Here is a 19,095-nt window from a genome sequence, read left to right as displayed (position 1 = left end):
AATGATATATTAAAGGCTAACATTTCGGTGTTAGCCTTTTTCGTGACATAAATTTATGGTTGATAAAATGGTTCTATTTGAAAATGTTTTGAAATAATCCTATCAAAAATGGTAAGACAATCAATCCAGCGAGTAGGATTAGAACTATTTTGTATCCGAAAGGCGTTTTTAAATCTTTCTTAATTTTTAAAAATTCTTGTTTTTGATTTTCAGACATTTCATTCACTGATAGAACTTGCTTACAATGTCCGCAAACGCTTGAACCAGTTTTACCAATCGGAATTACCGGAATCCAGAAAATATGAATATATCGTTGAAAGAAATAATACCAAACGCTTTCATTTGTTTGACAATAATTGCAATTATCGGCTTTTGTTTGTGGGGATTTGAGCTTTCCAGAACGTGTTCCAAATATTATCATGTTGAATTAATTTTTTAGGTTGATAAGTCAAATTTCTTCGAAAATATTATCTTTTCAAAACATTAATCAACTACAAATTCACTACGTCCTTTTGAAGAAATATCTACAGAATGACTACAGATTTTAATGTTTTTTGGAGTCATCAATTCTGTCTTAAGCAAAATAGCTTGTATTTCCTTAAATCAAATTATGATGTTGCAACTAAATAAGTTAGAATTGATTTAAATAAGGTTATTAACCATTTATACACGTTAAATATTAAATAATTCAGTATATTGGGGTATGTTTTTTGATAAATTAAAACCAATTAAATAAATCAATTATTATGGCATTTGATATAAATATGATTAAAGGCGTTTATGCCAAAATGCAAGAACGAGTAGATGCTGCGAAAACTATCGTAGGTCGACCTTTAACGTACTCAGAGAAAATTTTATATGCTCACTTGTTTGACGGAAAACCAACGCAAGCGTATACTAGAGGAGAATCTTATGTAGATTTTGCGCCAGATCGTGTAGCAATGCAAGATGCAACTGCTCAAATGGCTTTGTTGCAATTTATGCAAGCTGGAAAAACCAAAACGGCTGTTCCTTCTACGGTTCACTGTGATCACTTGATTCAGGCTAAAGTTGGGGCAAAAACCGATTTGCAAGAAGCAATCAATAAATCATCAGAAGTATTTAATTTCTTAGAATCAGTTTCGAATAAATATGGAATTGGATTCTGGAAACCAGGTGCAGGAATTATTCACCAAGTAGTATTAGAAAACTATGCATTTCCAGGAGGAATGATGATTGGTACCGATTCTCACACGCCAAATGCAGGTGGATTAGGAATGGTAGCAATTGGTGTTGGTGGTGCCGATGCTGTTGATGTAATGTCTGGAATGGCTTGGGAATTAAAAATGCCAAAATTAATCGGAGTTAAATTAACAGGTAAATTATCTGGTTGGGCTGCTCCAAAAGACGTTATCTTAGAAGTTGCTGGACGTTTAACTGTAAAAGGTGGAACAGGAGCAATTGTAGAGTATTTTGGAGAAGGAGCTGAGTCTTTATCTGCAACAGGTAAAGGAACAATTTGTAACATGGGTGCAGAAATTGGAGCAACAACTTCAATCTTCGCTTATGATGATGCTTCAGAAAGATATTTAAGAGCAACTGATCGTAATGATGTAGCAGATGCTGCAAATGCTCACAAATCTTATTTACGTTCGGATGATGAAGTTTATGCAAATCCAGAAAACTTCTATGATCAATTAATTGAAATCAACTTATCTGAATTAGAGCCTCGTTTGAATGGTCCTTTTACGCCAGATTTAATGACACCGGTTTCTAAAATGAAAGAAACTGCAGCAGCAAATGGTTGGCCTTTAGATGTTGAATGGGGATTAATCGGTTCTTGTACAAACTCTTCTTACGAAGATTTGACGCGTGCTGCTTCGATTGCGCAACAAGCTTTAGACAAAGGTTTAGAAGCAAAATCATCTTTCGGAATTAATCCAGGTTCAGAGGTCGTTCGTTATACTGCTGATCGTGATGGTTTATTAAAAACTTTCGAGGATTTAGATGCAGTTATCTTTACAAATGCTTGTGGACCTTGTATTGGTCAATGGGATCGTGAAGGAGCGGATAAAGAAGAAAAAAATACAATCGTTCACTCATTCAACCGTAACTTCAAAAAACGTGCGGACGGAAATCCAAATACATATGCTTTCGTAACATCACCTGAAATGGTTGCGGCTATTGCAATTTCTGGACGTTTAGATTTTAATCCATTAACAGATAAATTAATCAATAAATTTGGTGAAGAAGTAATGTTAGATGCTCCAAAAGGAGAGGAATTACCAACAAAAGGTTATGCTTACGAAGATAATGGATATCAAGCACCAGTTGAAGACGGTTCTCGTGTAGAAGTGATCGTAAATCCAAATTCTGAGCGTTTACAATTATTAGAAGGTTTCAAACCTTGGAATGGTGAAAATATTATTGGAGCTAAATTATTAATAAAAGCATTTGGTAAATGTACAACTGACCATATTTCTATGGCTGGACCTTGGTTACGTTTCCGTGGACACTTAGATAATATTTCGAATAACACGTTGATTGGTGCTGTAAATGCATTCAACCAAGAAACTAATTCAGTTAAAAATCAATTAACAGGAGAATACGGACCAGTTCCAGACACTGCACGTGCATATAAAGCGGCAGGTGTGCCTTCTGTAATTGTTGGTGACGAAAACTACGGAGAAGGTTCTTCTCGTGAGCATGCTGCAATGCAACCGCGTCATTTAGGTGCTGTAGCAGTATTGGTACGTTCTTTTGCACGTATCCATGAAACAAATCTTAAAAAGCAAGGAATGTTAGCGTTGACATTTGCGGACAAAGCAGATTATGATAAAGTACAAGAAGATGATACAATCAACTTTATAGACTTAACAGAATTTGCGCCTGGAAAACCTTTGACAATCGAGTTTGTTCATGCAGATGGATCGAAAGATTTAGTTGTTGCAAATCATACATACAATGCACAACAAATTGAATGGTTCAAAGCTGGATCAGCATTAAATTTAATTAAAGCGCAACAAGCGTAATAATTAATTCAATTATAAAAGTAAAAGCCGATCTAGAAATACATCGGCTTTTTTTATTAAAAATATTTTTTCCTATTTAAAATTGAATAATATTTAAAAATAGTTACTTTTTTCTTAATTTTTTATGTTTGTTGTTGTTGAATTATTAAGTTTACAGTTAAACACATAATAATATGATTAAAAATTTATTTTTTATAGGATGTCTATTTTTGACTCCTCAACTTTTTGCACAAACAATCGTTTTTGAAGAAAACTTTGATACCCCAGAAAGACAAGCATTGTGGACGATTGGAGAATTAGATGGAGACGAAGATACTTGGGAGTTTGTAGATGCTGCAGAAGCTGAAACTCCTTCTTTTAGTGGTTCTTTTGCTTGGTCTTGGTCATGGTTTTTTGAGGCTTTAACACCTGATAATACATTAACAAGTCCAGTTTTTAAAATTCCTGAAGGAAACAAAACAGAATTGACTTTTAAGGTTTCTGCAGCAGATAATGAAGAAGGTTTTTTTGAAGAACATTACGCGGTTTATGTAATTTCTGCAAATTCAACTTTTACTGGTACAGAAACAGCAGCTTTTGAAGAAACATTAGATGCTGGATATTTTGATGTTGCTAAGACAGTTAATGTAGATATTTCAAAATATGCTGGACAAGATGTTCAATTGGTATTCAGACATTATAAATGTACAGATATTTTATACATTGGTTTAGATGATGTAAAAGTCACGCAAGAAAAATTAGCAACTTCTGATCTTAATAAATCAACTATTTCTGTTTATCAAGATAATGGATTGGTTAAAGTTTCAGGAATAAACGATGTCAAAAAAATTAAAATATTTGATATGTCAGGTAATCTTGTTAGAGAGGTAAATCAATCAGAGGCGAATATTTCCGCTTTACCAAAAGGAATTTATATCGTTAATTTCTATTCTGGAGATAATGTTATTTCAAGAAAAATTGTAAAATAATAAAATTGTAAAAACGAGCTTTAGAAATAGGGCTCGTTTTATTTTTCTACAAATTCTTCAAATTTTCTAAAGCCATTAAAAGTGTTTCATCCTTTTTAGCAAAACAAAATCGAATGACTTTGTTATCTGTTTTATCATGGTAAAATGCCGAAATTGGTATCGTTGCAACTTTATTTTTGATGGTTAACTGTTTTGCAAATTCATCATCAGGTAAATCACTTATTTTAGCATAATTTGCACTTACAAAATAAGTTCCTTCACAAGGCAAAACTTCAAAATTTGTTGAAGTTAAACCTTTAACAAATAAATCTCTTTTTTGTTGAAAAAAATCATTCAAATACAAGTAATGATCTGGGTTTTCTAAATAATCTGCAATTGCATATTGTGATGGTGTATGGGTAGAAAACGTATTAAATTGATGACATTTTCTAAACTCTTTCATTAATTCTTTTTCGGCTAAAATGTAACCGATTTTCCAGCCTGTAATGTGAAATAATTTTCCGAAAGAACCAACAATAAACACTTTGTCTTTTACCGATTTCAATTTTGCGAAACTTTGATGCGATTTTCCATCAAATGTAATATGCTCATAAACTTCATCTGCAAGTAAATAACAATTTGAATCTTTTAGGATTTGTTCAAATTGTTTCAAATCATTTTCGGATAAAATTTTTCCTGTTGGATTGTTCGGATTATTAACGATAATTAATTTCGTTTTATCATTGATTTTTTGCTTCAATTCTTCAAAATCGATTGAATATTCAGGATATTTTAGCTGAATTGGAACAATTTTTCCTCCAAATAATTCGATAGTTGGTTGATATAAATCGTAAGCAGGTTCAAAAATAATCACTTCATCATTTGGATGAATTAATGTAGAAATAACATTAAAAATTGCTTGACTTGCGCCACTCGTAATGTTAATTTCATTCTGAAAATCGTAATCAGATTGATAAAGATTAGAATATTTTTCTGAAAGTAACATACGCAATTTTTCGACGCCAGTCATTGGCGCGTACTGATTGTAATTTTGTGTTGAATAATAATTTAAACGACTAATTAATTCAGAATCTGCGTTAAAGTCTGGAAAACCTTGCGCCAAATTAATCGCTTGATGTTCATTTGCCAATTGACTCATTACCGAAAAAATGGTTGTTGAAACATTGGGTAGTTTAGATTTTATCATATTGGTAAATTAGGTCGTTTTTGCTCAAAATCAAAACAATAAACCTTAATATTTTTAGGAATTTTTTTCTTATTTTTGTAAAACTCGTTTAACACTCAACAACTCAAATGTCAGAATTAGATCAACAAGTAAATTATACGGAAGACAATATCAAAACCCTTGATTGGCGCGAACATATTCGTATGCGACCTGGGATGTATATTGGGAAGCTGGGAGATGGTTCGTCTCAAGATGATGGAATTTATATTTTGTTGAAGGAGATTGTAGATAACTGTATCGATGAATTTGTGATGGGTGCAGGGAAAACAATCGAAATTAATCTGCGCGAAGATGAGGTAACGGTTCGTGATTATGGTCGTGGAATTCCGCTTGGAAAAATGGTTGATGCTGTTTCTAAGATGAATACGGGTGGTAAATATGATTCACAAGCCTTCAAAAAATCGGTTGGTTTGAATGGTGTTGGAACAAAGGCGGTAAATGCGTTGTCAACATCGTTTCGAGTGCAATCTATTCGAGATGGAAAAACGCGTATTGCAGAGTTTGAGCAAGGGATTTTAGCCAGTCAAGAAGATGAAAAAGAAACATCTTTGCGAAAAGGAACTAAAATTACATTTGTTCCAGACAAATCGATTTTCTTGAATTTTAAATTCAGAAAAGAATATGTAGACAAAATGTTGAAAAACTATGTTTACTTAAATCCAGGATTGAAAATTATTTTTAATGGAGAAGAATTCTTTTCTAAAGATGGTTTGAAAGATTTATTGAAAGATAATATCGAGGAAGAAACGATTTATGATATCATCCATTTGAAAGGTGAAGATATCGAAATTGCGATGACGCACAGCTCGAAATCATATTCGGAAACGTATTATTCTTTTGTGAATGGTCAAAATACAACGCAAGGAGGAACGCATTTAACAGCTTTTAAAGAAGCGGTTGTGAAAACGGTTCGCGAATTTTATAACAAAAATTACGATCCTGCGGATATTAGGAAATCAATTATTGGAGCAATTTCGATCAAAGTAATTGAACCCGTTTTTGAATCGCAAACGAAAACTAAACTTGGTTCGAATGAAATTGGACCAGGAATGACAACGGTTCGTACGTTTGTTAATGATTTTATCAAAACAAATCTTGATAACTTTTTACACAAAAATACAGAAGTTGCGCAAGCATTAGAACGTAAGATTAAACAATCGGAAACGGAACGAAAAGAACTTTCTGGAATTCGAAAATTAGCGCGTGATCGAGCGAAAAAAGTTAGTTTACATAACAAGAAATTGCGCGATTGTCGTCAACATTATAACGATCCGAAAGCTGAATTACGTTTAGATACGACTATTTTTATTACCGAGGGAGATTCGGCAAGTGGATCGATTACCAAAAGTAGAAGTGTAGAGACGCAAGCGGTGTTTAGTTTGAGAGGAAAGCCGTTGAATTCGTACGGTTTGACAAAGAAAATCGTTTACGAAAACGAAGAATTCAATCTTTTGCAAGCGGCGCTAAATATCGAAGAAGGATTAGAAGATTTACGTTATAATAACGTTGTAATTGCAACTGATGCTGACGTTGATGGAATGCATATTCGCTTGTTGATTATTACATTTTTCTTGCAATTTTTCCCAGAACTGATCAAAGAAGGTCATTTGTATATTTTGCAAACGCCACTTTTTCGTGTGAGAAATAAAAAGGAAACACGTTATTGTTATTCTGAGCCTGAACGTATAAAAGCGTTGGAAGAAGTTAAAAATCCTGAAATTACACGATTCAAAGGATTAGGTGAAATTTCGCCAGACGAGTTCAAGCATTTTATCGGAAAAGATATTCGTTTAGAGCCTGTAATGATCGGAAAAGATCAAACCATCGAAAGTCTTTTAGAATTTTACATGGGAAAAAATACACCAACAAGACAAGAATTTATTATTAACAATTTAGCCATAGAATCTATTAAAAATTAAATAAAAACCAAACCAATCTTAACCTAAAACCTATTTTAAATTATGAAGAAAAATAATAAAAAGGTGATTCAGTTATTCAAAATGCTGAATCTCGCCATCGTTATTTTAATCATTCTAAACCTTATTATGTATACAGGTGTTTTACCGCACAAATATCACATAATACCACCTTATGTTGTTACGATTTTTATAGCGTTGCTAATATATGTAAGCTATAAAAGCGGAAATCAATTTTTTGCGATGGACACAAAAGGTGAAACCATAACTTTTGAAACGAAGAATGTTGGATTTTTATCCTTCTTAGATTCAAAAACAAACAAAATCGATTTACCGAAATATAAATTGATTAAATACGAATTTCAGAAAGGAATTCTTTCAAAAAGTATTGTCTTTTATATTGACAGTAAAAAGAATCCAACTAATTTAATAAAAGTCAAATTTCGTTTAGCATTTATTTCTAATCGAAATATTAATATTATTTTGACTGAATTAGACAAAATTGTGGAGTCTAATTATGTAGTCAAAGACAATGTAGAAGTAGCTATTTAACATGATGCAAGACAATCAAGAGAGCATCAAGAAGGTTTCTGGTATGTACCAAGAATGGTTTCTTGACTATGCCTCTTATGTAATTTTAGAACGAGCAATTCCATCTATTTATGATGGTTTGAAACCAGTTCAGCGTAGAATTTTACATTCAATGCGCGAGTTGGAAGACGGACGATATAACAAAGTTGCGAACATTGTAGGAAATACGATGAAATATCACCCGCATGGTGATATGGCGATTTCTGATGCAATGGTTCAAATTGGTCAAAAAGAATTGTTGATCGATATGCAAGGAAACTGGGGAAATATCTATACTGGTGACCGAGCGGCTGCGTCGCGTTATATCGAAGCTCGATTGACTAAATTTGCGTTAGAAGTTGTCTATAATCCAAAAACTACAAAATGGCAACCTTCTTATGATGGTCGAAATAAAGAACCAATCGATCTTCCAATCAAATTTCCTTTGCTTTTGGCACAAGGAGTTGAAGGAATTGCAGTTGGTTTGTCAACAAAGATTTTACCGCATAATTTCAATGAGTTAATTGATGCGTCAATTTTACATCTGAAAGGAAAGAAATTTCAAATTTTCCCAGATTTTTTAACTTCTGGTTTGGTTGATGTTTCTGACTATAATGATGGATTGCGTGGAGGTAAAGTGCGCATTCGTGCAAAGATTTTGCAAGAAGATAAAACGACGCTAAAAATTACGGAAATTCCTTACGGAACAACGACAGGATCTTTGATTGATTCGGTTTTGAAAGCCAATGATAAAGGTAAAATCAAGATCAAAAAGATTGAAGATAATACAGCGGCTGAGGTGGAGATTTTAATTCATCTTGTTCCGGGAAGTAGTCCAGATAAAACGATTGACGCATTGTATGCATTCACGGATTGTGAGATATCTGTTTCGCCAAATGCTTGTGTGATTAATGAGCAAACACCTGAATTTTTAACAGTTTCTGAAATTTTAATTCACAATACAAACAATACAGTTGAATTGTTGAAAAAAGAATTAGAAATTGAGTTAGATGAATTGCAGGAACAATGGCATTTTTCTTCGTTGGAAAGAATTTTTATCGAGAATAGAATTTATCACGATATCGAAGAAGAAGAAACATGGGAAGGTGTAATTTCTGCAATTGATAAAGGATTAAAACCGCATATTGCGCATTTAGTTCGTCCAGTTACGGAAGAAGATATTACACGTTTAACAGAAATTCGAATCAAACGTATTTCTAAATTTGATTTAGATAAAGCGCAACAATTCATAGAATCGTTAGAAGATAAAATCGAAAATGTAAAACATCATTTAGCAAATTTGATTGACTACGCGATTGATTATTTCAAAAATCTAAAGACAAAATACGGAAAAGGAAAAGAACGTAAAACAGAAATTAGAACATTTGATACGATTGATGCGACTAAAGTTGCCGTTGCAAATACACGTTTTTATGTGGATAGAAACGAAGGTTTTATCGGAACTTCATTGAAAAAAGATGAATATTTATTCGAATGTTCTGATATTGATGATATTGTGGTTTTCAAACATGATGGTTCGATGATTGTGACAAAAGTTGATGCAAAAACGTTTGTTGGAAAAGGAATTATTCATGTCGGAATTTGGCACAAAAATGATAAACGTACTATCTATAACTTGATTTATCGCGATGGTAAAAATGGTCCGGCTTATCAAAAACGTTTTGCTGTAACAGGAATTACGCGAGACAAAGAATACGATTTAACGGCTGGTAACAAAGGTTCGGAAGTGTTGTATTTTTCAGCGAATCCAAATGGTGAAGCCGAAGTTGTATCAATTATTCTGAAAACTCATCAACGAATCAAAAAGTTAAAATTCGATATTAATTTTGCTGATTTAGCGATTAAAGGTCGTGCATCAAAAGGTAATTTAGTAACAAAATATCCAATCAAAAAAGTAGAATTGAAAGAGGAAGGAGTTTCGACTTTAGCTCCTCGTCAAATTTGGTTTGATACGGATACAAAACGTCTAAATGCTGATGGATTGGGACTTTTATTAGGTTCTTTCAAAGGTGATGATAAAATTTTAACGATTAATAAAAAAGGTGAAGCGAAATTGGTTTCGTTTGATTTGAGTAATCGTTTTGACGAAGATTTAGAGATTATCGAGAAATGGAAACCTGCAAAACCGATTTCTTGCGTGTATTATGATGCAGAAAAAGATCGTTATTTTGTGAAACGTTTCCTTTTAGAAGATACGTTTTCTCCACAAGCTTTTTATACGTTAGAAGATGGTAAATCATCAATCAAAGTTGTTTCGACCGATTACTTACCAGTTATTGAGTTGATTTTCCCGAAAGTAAAAGGTTTAGAAAAAGAACCAGAAGTGATAAATTTAGAAGAATTTATTACTGTTAAAGGAATTAAAGCGCAAGGAAATCAGTTGACAACGTATAAATTAAAACAAATTAATGTGTTGGAACCGCTTCCTTTCGAAGAGCCAGAAGAAGAGGAAGAACCAGAAGAAGAGCCGCAGCCGACGCTATTTGATGCAATCGAGGAGAATAATAATGAAGAAGAAAATATAGAAGAATAATGGGAGACATCTCTATTGTGGCATTAGTCGTTATTGGACTAAATGTTTTGGTAAGTTGGAAAGGTTTTAACGATTTAGCTTTTTTTGAAAAATATAAATTCCAAGTTGGGTCGATATTATATAATAAGGAATACTATAGAATTTTAAGTTCAGGATTTTTACATGTTGATTTCACTCATTTGTTATTCAATATGTTAACTCTTTACTTTTTTGCAAATCCTGTTATCGGATTTTTTGCGAGTCCAGAAGGATTTTTATTAGGCGACTTTTCGAATGCTAAACTAAATGTAGGTTACGGAATGTTTCTTTTAGTTTTTTTAGCGGCGGTTATTGGCGGAAATCTATTGTCATTGTTGATTCACAAGAAAGAAACTTTTTATTCGGCAGTAGGAGCTTCAGGCGGAGTAACAGGAATTTTGTTTGCTGCAATTGCAGCTTTTCCTGAAATGGAGTTAAGATTATTTTTTGCTTTACCAATTCCAGCTTGGATTTTCGGAATATTATATTTAGGATATTCAGTTTATGGAATGAAAACTAATTTAGGGAACATCGGGCATTCAGCGCATTTAGGTGGCGCGATTGTGGGATTATTATCTGCAATATTATTTTATCCAACAATTTTACAAATTAATATGTATTATATTTTAGGAATGATTGTTCCATTAATTGTATTGTTTGTGATGATTTTGAGAGAACATCGAAAATAAAAAATAAGACAAAAAAAAGCATCAAGATTACTTGATGCTTTTTTTATATGATAATGAAATTATACTATTATTATAATATTCTTTTTACGTATAAGAATTTTGGTCCCCAATATCTATCATTTAAAGAAGATACCATAACGCCTTGAGAAGTAGATGAATGAATAAATTCTAAAACTCCATCTTTATTTCTTCCATGAACAATTCCTACGTGCGAAACTCTACCGCGACCTCTTGTTGCAAAGAAAACTAAATCTCCTTCTTTTGCTTCGTCTGTACTAACTGTAAAACCTTCTCTTGCCTGATCTGCAGATACACGAGGTAAATTTTTATTGAAAGTCTCGAAAACGTTTCTAACAAAGGCAGAACAATCAATACCACTTCTTGTTGTGCCTCCGTATCGGTAAGGTGTACCAATATACGTTTCTGCTTCTTTTAATAAAAATCCTGCAAACAATTCATTCGTTTCTTCTAAAACGCTGTTTAACACAACCATAGATTTCGCTTCATCGTTAATTTCTATTGGTGTAACATCTAAATTGGCATGTTTATTGATTATTTTAGCTTGAGCTTCAATAGCTCTTGGTTTCGGTACGAAACTTCTCGAAGAATATTCTGTAGCTTCACTAACTGGGGTTAAAGAAGAACATGATGTTATAAACATCGTGCAAACCACTGCAGCTACACCTAATATCGATGCTTTCATATATTGAGTATTCGTTTGTATAAATTTTAATAGCACCGCTAAAGTAATTGTTAAAAATATAACTCATTATATATAAGAGATGTTTTGACAAAATATTAACTTCCTTAACATTTTTTAACAAAAATCTATTCAAAAAAACTTTTAAATAAATTTGGAAGTTCAAAAAATAGTTCTACATTTGCACTCGCTTTTCACAACAAGTGGTTAAGCCGTCATGCGGCCCATTCGTCTAGTGGTTAGGACATCAGGTTTTCATCCTGGAAACAGGAGTTCGATTCTCCTATGGGCTACATAAAAGTGTTTTAGAAAATTATTAAATTAATTTGGCGAGATAAAATATTTGTTTATATCTTTGCCGAACTAAAATAGAAAGAGATTTAAGTTATGGCAAATCATAAGTCAGCATTAAAAAGAATTAGACAATCAGCGGTAAGACGCGATCGTAATAAATATTATCACAAATCAGCTCGTACAGCTATTAAAGCTTTAAGATCTGAATCTGATAAAAATGAAGCAGAAACAGTTTTTCCAAAAGTTTCTTCAATGATTGATAAGTTAGCAAAAAGAAACATTATTCACAAGAATAAAGCTTCAAACTTAAAATCAAAGTTAGCGAAACATATTGCGGGATTAGCTTAATAAAATAAAGTGGTCCCTTCGTCTATCGGTTAGGACACTAGATTTTCATTCTAGAAAGAGGGGTTCGATTCCCCTAGGGACTACAAATTAATAGATGGATTGCATTATTGCAATCTTTTTTTTCCTTGTTCATAGTTGTTGATTTTTTAAACAACCAGTAGAATACTGTGTAAAGGAAATTGTTTTTTGTGTTTTGTTTGTAAAGGTTAATCATAATGTTTAGATGATTAATCGGGAATGAAAATGTCGCTGTATAATTCAACTTGGTTCAAATTATTAGAATTATACATCGACTTTTCTACAACTCCCAACACAAAATGACGTTCATTCAAAATAAAGAATATTCGAATTAATTAATTCATATTAAGTGGTCCCTTCGTCTATCGGTTAGGACACTAGATTTTCATTCTAGAAAGAGGGGTTCGATTCCCCTAGGGACTACAATTTGACTTGATTAAAAAAATAGTATAAAATTTTCGAAAATTGTTTGGTAATAAAAAATAAACGTTTATTTTTGCACCACAATAATACGAAAGGAGGTCCCTTCGTCTATCGGTTAGGACACTAGATTTTCATTCTAGAAAGAGGGGTTCGATTCCCCTAGGGACTACAAAAAAGCATTCAGATTTGAATGCTTTTTTATTTTGAAATAGTTTAGTTTATATTGATTTATTGCGATCAATAAAAAAGCGTTTGAGGAAATAAACTTCAAACGCTTTTTGCTTTTATACAGATTCCTTTTATAGCTTTGGAATCGCTTCTATCAATTCTTTGGTATAGTTTGTTGTCGGATGCGCATAAACCTTGTCTGCATCGTCCAATTCTTTCATTTCTCCGTGTTGCATCACCAATAATTGATCACTCATATATTTTACAACCGCCAAATCGTGCGAGATAAATATATAGGTAAAACCAAATTCGGTTTTCAAATCATTTAATAAATTCAAAACTTGCGCCTGAACAGAAACATCCAACGCAGAAACAGATTCATCACAAATGATAAATTTAGGATTTAAAGCCAAAGCACGAGCAATCCCGATACGTTGACGTTGTCCACCAGAAAATTCGTGCGGATATTTGTTCAAATCTTGATCTGATAAACCTACTTTTTGCAAAAGAGATGAAGCCGTTTGTAATCGTTCCGATTTATTCTGACCAATTTTATGCACTTGCATTGGCTCCGTAATAATTTGCGCAACGGTTTGTCGGGGATTCAAACTTGAATATGGATCTTGAAAAATAATCTGAATTTCTCTTCTTAATTTACGAATTTCCTCTTTTTTCAGTTTCGTAATATCTATACCATTATAATAAATTTCGCCAGCAGTTGGCTTTTCTAATAACAAAACCGTTCTACTCAAGGTTGTTTTTCCAGAACCCGATTCGCCAACCAAGCCCATTGTTTCGCCTGGATAAACTTTGAACGAAATATCATCGACAGCTTTTACATTCGGGATGGTTGCATTTCCAAATAAAGTTGATGGATAGAAATATTTCTTCAAATTCTTAACCTCTAAAATTGGAGGATTTGCATAAATTTTTTCGTGAAAAGCTTCGCGTTCTTCTTCTGTATAGATCTCAGTTTCGAAATTTGGATTTTCTAAGAAGTCTTTTACCGTAGGTAAACGTTTCGCGCGTTCATCCAGTCGAGGTCGACAAGCAATTAATCCTTTTGTATAATTTTCTTTCGGATGATTAAAAATTGTTTCTACATTTCCTTGTTCCACAACATCACCACGAAACATCACCAAAACTTCTTCACAAACATTCGCAATCACGCCCAAATCGTGAGAAATAAACAACATGCTCATGTTATTTTTTTCTTGTAATTCTTTCAACAAATCTAACGTCGCTTTTTGTACCGTAACGTCCAAAGCAGTTGTTGGTTCATCTGCAATCAATAATTTTGGTTCGCAAGAAATCGCCATTGCAATCATTACACGTTGCTTTTGACCACCAGATAATTCGTGTGGATAAGCTTTATAAATACGTTCGGGATTTGGTAATTTCACTTGTTCAAAAAGATGAAGAACTTTCTTTTTAGCTTCTTCTTTCGATAAATTTTGATGCAAACGAATCGCTTCCTCCACTTGTTCTCCGCAACGCAAACTTGGATTTAGAGAAGTCATCGGTTCTTGAAAAATCATTCCGATTTCATTTCCTCTTATTTCTTCCAGTTCTTTAGGTGAAAGTTTAAGCAAATCTATCATTTTATCATCTTGACGAAAAAGAATTTCACTTTCGGGATGAATTATCGCATTAGGAGACAATAAACCCATAATAGCTAATGAAGTTAACGACTTTCCAGATCCAGATTCTCCAACAATTCCTAATGTATCACCTTGTTCTACTTTGAAATTGATGTTATTCAGAACTTGTTTATCTCCAAAAGAAATTGATAAATTTTTGACCTCGATAATATAATGTAAATCTTGCTTTTGCATGGCAAATTGTTGCTTGGTAAATGAAGTGGAAATTTAGTGATTTTTTAATCATTTTCTCGAATCAATAATTTCTAAGATTTTGTATTTATAAATTTTGTAATTTTGCTACGAATCAAAACGTTGTGATTTTTAATTTTTTTTTATTAATTTAGATGTATTGATTTACTGACTTATAAAAACTTATAACAAGTCAGTCTTTTAAATTCGAAGAATGGATACATACTCCCAGATTTCGACATTGTTTTTAGTCGCTAATCACAATGTCGCCGATGAAATTTCTGTAGCAAAACTTTTGCTTACAATTTTCCTTGTTTTATTAAATGGTTTTTTCGTTGCAGCCGAGTTTGCAATTGTAAAAGTACGTTCGTCACAAATTGAAGTTAATCAAGATATTAACGAAAGAACTTCAAATGCTGCAAAACGAATCGTTAATCATTTAGATTCTTATCTTGCCGCAACACAGTTAGGTATTACATTAGCTTCGCTTGGTCTTGGTTGGGTTGGAGAAAGCTCTTTAACGCCTGTAATCGTAAAACTTTTTGAAGTAGTTGGTTTAACTTCTCCTTCTTGGACAGCGATTGCGCATAATGTTGCGTTTCCAGCAGCTTTCGTTATCATTACCATTTTGCACATTGTTTTTGGTGAATTAGCACCGAAATCTATCGCAATTCAGTATCCAACAAAAACTACTTTTACAGTAGCTTGGCCACTTCGTGCATTTTATTTTGTTTTCAAACCGCTTATTGTGTTAATGAATGGTTTTGCAACTGTTATTTTGCGTGCGGTTGGAATTCATCCTATTCATGGAGGTGAAATTCACACAGAAGAAGAGTTGAAAATGATTATTACAGAAAGTTCTGAAGGTGGAGCAATTGAGGAATCTGAACGTAATTTAATTCAAAATGTGTTTGAGTTTGATGATCGTCGTGTGATGAATATTCAAACTTTACGAAAAAATGTTTCTGCAATTAATATTAATACTTCTGTAAAAGATGCATTAGATTATGCGATTAATGAAGGTTATTCGCGTTATCCTGTTTACGAAGAAGAATTTGATAATATAAAAGGTATCATTTACGCTAAGGATTTAATCAAGCAATTATTGGAAAATCCAAATCAAACTGAAATTGAAGGATTGTTGCGAGAGCCAATTTTTATCTCAGAAAATGCATTGATTAAGAATGTAATGAAACAATTTCAGAAAAAACATATGCAAATTGCAATTGTAACAAATGAAGTTGGTGAAGTTGCAGGAATTGTTTCGATGGAAGATATTTTGGAGGAGTTGGTTGGAGAAATTCAAGACGAATATGATAACGAAGATCCGATAGTTTCTCGTGTTTCTGAAGGTGTTTATAATATAAATGCACACAACGCGATAAGCGATATTAATCGTTTAGTACCGTTTAGATTCGAAGAAAGTGAACATTATGATACGTTGGCTGGATTGATTTCTGAATGTTATCCTGATAAAGAATTAACGGAAGGAGATTTGATTGATTTGGAAGAATATACAGGAACAATTATCAAAATGTACCGAAATTCTGTTGAGCAAGTTCAATTGAAAGTGAAAGATGAATTGATTGAAAACTTTCGCGATGAACCAGATTCAGCCGAAGATGATGAAAATTAATCATTAGAAAATATAGAATAAAAAATCCGCTAATGAGCGGATTTTTTTCGTTTTTATATATCTTCTTTTCGTTGTAAAGGTTGATCGTAACGCATTTTTCGGAAAACATTAATCAAGGTTACAACATCTTTTTCACAATAATCTTTGATGCGTTCTACATTGTTTTCATCGTAATAAACTCGTGCAACTTGTGAACCATCGATATCATCTTTTGGTGTTGGAATTTCGAAAACATTTGCCAATAAATCTAACGATGTAAAGTTCTTGTAATCGCCAAATTTCCATAATTCCATTGTATCCAAATGCTGAACTTCCCATGGCTTTTTACCAAATAATTGCAAAATAGCTGGAATTTCAATTTGATTAATCATCATTCGGCGAGCGATGTACGGAAAATCAAACTCTTTTCCGTTGTGTGCACATAAAATATGATCAGGCTTGAAAAAATTTTCAATCAACATTGAATTAAAATCTTCTAACAATTTCTTTTCGTCGTGACCATAAAAACTTTTGATATGAATAAAAGAATCTTTAACTACAATTCCGACTGAAATGCATACAATTTTTCCAAATTCAGCCATAATTCCAGCACGTTCGTGGTAAAATTCTTCAGGAGAAATTTCATTATTATTGCGTTGATAAGCTGTTTTCTTTTCCCAAAGAGCTTGTGTTCTTTCAGACAAAAGATTCCAATCATCGGTTTGTGGAACCGTTTCGATATCTAAAAATAATATTTTACTGTAAGGAATTCGTTGGATCATTTTCTTTCACTTTTTGATTAATTCGCATTGCTTCGTCTACCAATCGGTAAACATCGCCATCTGCAATTGGATGATTGTTTGGTTGATCATTATGCGTTTTTCCAGTTCGAACAATAACTAATTTTTCTGAAGGAATTACAATGATACGTTGTCCCAAATGTCCTAACATTGCATAAAAAGGCGTTTTGTAATTGTAATCCATCCAAACTGAATAACCATAAATTTGTGGCTCATTTGGTCCGAATGCTTTTTTGTTTGGTAAAACCATTTTCTGAACAAATGCTGAATCCAAAATTTGTTTTCCGTACCAATTTCCATCATTCAATAATAATTGCCCAAGTTTGGCAAAATCTCGCGCTGTCGCATTGAAGCAACAATAGGTTTTCTCCATTCCTTTCGGATTATCTTTCGACCATTGAGCATCTAATTCCATACCCATTGGTTGCCAAAATTCTTCTTGAAAATATTGCGATAACGATTTATTTTTCACTGCGCGTTCAATCACAATTCCTAATAATTGCGTGTCACTCGATTGATATTTGAAATGTCCGCCAGGTTGAGAAACAAATTTTCGATCTAACATTTGTTTAACGATATCATCACCATAATACGCTTTAGCAGTAGGATTGAGTGGGAAATAATAATCTTCGTCCCAATCATAACCAGATGTCATCGCAGATAAATCGCCAACGGTACATTCAGCTCCAAATTTATCATCTTTAAATTCAGGAATGAAATCTGTTATTTTTTGATCTAAACCTTTGATATAACCTTGTTCAATCGCTTTTCCCAACATCATTGTTGTGAATGTTTTCGCCATCGAAAAAGAATTGGTAATATCATTTTGCGCATATCCATTAAAATAATATTCGCTCAAAATTTGATTATCTTTTATAATAACCAATCCAGCAGTTCCGAAATCGTTCATCTCCTTTTCGAAGTTAGCTGACAACGGAAATTGATTATAATCTAAATGTTGATGCCAAACTCGCGGTGCACCTGCCAAAATTACATTGTTATCAAAATCTTTGTAATCGTTGATATTTGCAGTGCTTTCACCTTTCATATAGGTTAATTTTACGCCACGAAAAATGTAGTCATTCCCTGTTGCATAAAGAATTAGGATTAATACACAAATGATTATGATGAACCATTTTATTATTTTCCAAAGTATTTTCATTTCAAAAATTTAGAATCTTTTACTAAAATAAGCTTTTACTATTAAATAATGTTAAAATTCTATCATTTCGGAATCATATTTGTTGAGTTATTGTGTATCTTTATACAAGAAAATTAAATCTAAAAAATAAATATTATGGCTTTTGAATTAGCAAAATTACCTTATGCATTTGATGCATTAGAACCTCATATTGACGCAAAAACAATGGAAATTCACCATGACAAACACCATGCTGCGTACACAAATAACTTGAATGCTGCTATTGAAGGAACTGATTTAGCAAATGCTACAATCGAAGAAATTTTAGCAAAAGGAACTGACAAACCAGCTGTTCGTAACAATGGTGGTGGTTTCTACAATCACAATTTATTCTGGGAAATTTTAACTCCAGGTGGTGCTAATCAACCAACTGCAGAAGTTGCTGATGCAATTAACGCTGCTTTTGGATCTTTTGAAGCTTTCAAAGATGAGTTTTCTAAAGCTGCTGCAACACGCTTTGGATCTGGATGGGCTTGGTTAATCGTAAAAGATGGAAAATTAGTTGTAACATCAACTCCAAATCAAGATTCTACTTTGATGCCTGTTGCTGATGTACAAGGATTTCCAGTTTTAGGATTAGATGTTTGGGAACATGCTTATTACTTAAATTACCAAAACCGTCGTCCTGATTATATCGAGGCTTTCTTCTCTGTAATTAACTGGGATAAAGTTGCGGAAAGATTTGCATCTGCAAAATAATAAGGTTTAAAAAAATTAAACAATACAAGACTTGTGTAGAAATACG

At 32.8% G+C, this 19,095-nt stretch carries 15 protein-coding genes and 4 tRNA genes; 13 read left to right on the top strand and 6 right to left on the bottom strand.

The window, feature by feature from the left end:
- Positions 1–73: 73 nt before the first annotated feature.
- A complete protein-coding gene (locus tag N5D90_RS08825) occupies positions 74–421 on the bottom strand; it encodes a hypothetical protein (protein ID WP_280062202.1) in 348 nt (115 codons plus the stop codon).
- 325 nt (positions 422–746) lie between these two features.
- Between N5D90_RS08825 and N5D90_RS08820 the strand changes: the two genes are divergently transcribed.
- Positions 747–3,011 (top strand): aconitate hydratase, encoded by a 2,265-nt coding sequence (locus N5D90_RS08820; protein ID WP_280062201.1) that lies wholly within the window; start codon positions 747–749, stop codon positions 3,009–3,011.
- Positions 3,012–3,184: 173 nt separating this feature from the next.
- Positions 3,185–3,979: a T9SS-dependent choice-of-anchor J family protein gene (locus tag N5D90_RS08815; protein ID WP_114998291.1), complete on the top strand. Its 795-nt coding sequence runs from the start codon at positions 3,185–3,187 to the stop codon at positions 3,977–3,979.
- 46 nt (positions 3,980–4,025) lie between these two features.
- Here N5D90_RS08815 and N5D90_RS08810 read toward each other — a convergent pair whose 3' ends face one another.
- Positions 4,026–5,165, bottom strand: coding sequence for a methionine aminotransferase (locus N5D90_RS08810; protein ID WP_280062200.1), 1,140 nt, complete (start codon positions 5,163–5,165; stop codon positions 4,026–4,028).
- A gap of 107 nt (positions 5,166–5,272) precedes the next feature.
- On the opposite strand from N5D90_RS08810, the gene N5D90_RS08805 reads away from it, so the two are divergent.
- Genes N5D90_RS08805 through N5D90_RS08790 form a run of 4 tightly spaced genes read left to right on the top strand, consistent with a single transcriptional unit; the run spans position 5,273 to position 10,951 of the window.
- Positions 5,273–7,123 (top strand): DNA topoisomerase IV subunit B, encoded by a 1,851-nt coding sequence (locus N5D90_RS08805; protein ID WP_038334963.1) that lies wholly within the window; start codon positions 5,273–5,275, stop codon positions 7,121–7,123.
- A gap of 42 nt (positions 7,124–7,165) precedes the next feature.
- Positions 7,166–7,672, top strand: coding sequence for a hypothetical protein (locus tag N5D90_RS08800; protein ID WP_147279950.1), 507 nt, complete (start codon positions 7,166–7,168; stop codon positions 7,670–7,672).
- 4 nt (positions 7,673–7,676) lie between these two features.
- The gene (locus N5D90_RS08795) at positions 7,677–10,244 is read left to right on the top strand and encodes a DNA gyrase/topoisomerase IV subunit A (protein WP_038335009.1); all 2,568 of its coding nucleotides are present in this window, start codon (positions 7,677–7,679) and stop codon (positions 10,242–10,244) included.
- A complete protein-coding gene (locus tag N5D90_RS08790; protein WP_114998285.1) occupies positions 10,244–10,951 on the top strand; it encodes a rhomboid family intramembrane serine protease in 708 nt (235 codons plus the stop codon). The genes N5D90_RS08795 and N5D90_RS08790 overlap by 1 nt, the downstream gene beginning before the upstream one ends.
- 70 nt (positions 10,952–11,021) lie before the next feature.
- Here N5D90_RS08790 and N5D90_RS08785 read toward each other — a convergent pair whose 3' ends face one another.
- On the bottom strand, positions 11,022–11,654 hold the full coding sequence (locus N5D90_RS08785) for a C40 family peptidase (protein WP_038334971.1): 633 nt from the start codon (positions 11,652–11,654) through the stop codon (positions 11,022–11,024).
- A 218-nt stretch (positions 11,655–11,872) separates the two neighbouring features.
- Here N5D90_RS08785 and N5D90_RS08780 point away from each other — a divergent pair.
- The 5 genes from N5D90_RS08780 to N5D90_RS08760 all read left to right on the top strand — a co-directional run bounded on the left by N5D90_RS08780 (position 11,873) and on the right by N5D90_RS08760 (position 12,903).
- Positions 11,873–11,944 (top strand) — tRNA-Glu (locus N5D90_RS08780).
- Positions 11,945–12,038: 94 nt separating this feature from the next.
- Positions 12,039–12,293 (top strand): 30S ribosomal protein S20, encoded by a 255-nt coding sequence (gene rpsT / locus N5D90_RS08775; protein WP_038334974.1) that lies wholly within the window; start codon positions 12,039–12,041, stop codon positions 12,291–12,293.
- Between the two features lie 11 nt (positions 12,294–12,304).
- Positions 12,305–12,376, top strand: a tRNA-Glu gene (locus N5D90_RS08770).
- Positions 12,377–12,662: 286 nt separating this feature from the next.
- A tRNA-Glu gene (locus tag N5D90_RS08765) sits at positions 12,663–12,734 on the top strand.
- Between the two features lie 97 nt (positions 12,735–12,831).
- A tRNA-Glu gene (locus N5D90_RS08760) sits at positions 12,832–12,903 on the top strand.
- 130 nt (positions 12,904–13,033) lie between these two features.
- On the opposite strand, the gene N5D90_RS08755 is transcribed toward N5D90_RS08760, so the two are convergent.
- Positions 13,034–14,770, bottom strand: coding sequence for an ABC transporter ATP-binding protein (locus N5D90_RS08755; protein ID WP_262487867.1), 1,737 nt, complete (start codon positions 14,768–14,770; stop codon positions 13,034–13,036).
- A 178-nt stretch (positions 14,771–14,948) separates the two neighbouring features.
- On the opposite strand from N5D90_RS08755, the gene N5D90_RS08750 reads away from it, so the two are divergent.
- Positions 14,949–16,370 (top strand): hemolysin family protein, encoded by a 1,422-nt coding sequence (locus N5D90_RS08750; RefSeq protein ID WP_280062199.1) that lies wholly within the window; start codon positions 14,949–14,951, stop codon positions 16,368–16,370.
- 53 nt (positions 16,371–16,423) lie between these two features.
- Here the strand turns inward: N5D90_RS08750 and N5D90_RS08745 are convergent, their stop codons facing one another.
- Positions 16,424–17,131 (bottom strand): 3'-5' exonuclease, encoded by a 708-nt coding sequence (locus N5D90_RS08745; protein ID WP_219034027.1) that lies wholly within the window; start codon positions 17,129–17,131, stop codon positions 16,424–16,426.
- Positions 17,106–18,311, bottom strand: a complete 1,206-nt coding sequence (locus N5D90_RS08740; RefSeq protein ID WP_280062198.1) for a serine hydrolase — start codon at positions 18,309–18,311, stop codon at positions 17,106–17,108. The genes N5D90_RS08745 and N5D90_RS08740 overlap by 26 nt, the downstream gene beginning before the upstream one ends.
- A 135-nt stretch (positions 18,312–18,446) precedes the next feature.
- Here N5D90_RS08740 and N5D90_RS08735 point away from each other — a divergent pair, with 135 nt between their 5' ends.
- Complete coding sequence (locus N5D90_RS08735; protein WP_038334988.1) at positions 18,447–19,049, top strand: superoxide dismutase; 603 nt, start codon at positions 18,447–18,449, stop codon at positions 19,047–19,049.
- Positions 19,050–19,095: the final 46 nt, after the last annotated feature.

It is taken from the genome of Empedobacter sp. GD03797 (assembly GCF_029842105.1).
Lineage (GTDB): Bacteria > Bacteroidota > Bacteroidia > Flavobacteriales > Weeksellaceae > Empedobacter > Empedobacter falsenii_C.
Note: the sequence above shows the minus strand (reverse complement) of the source record. Positions and strands in the feature narration are given on the sequence as shown.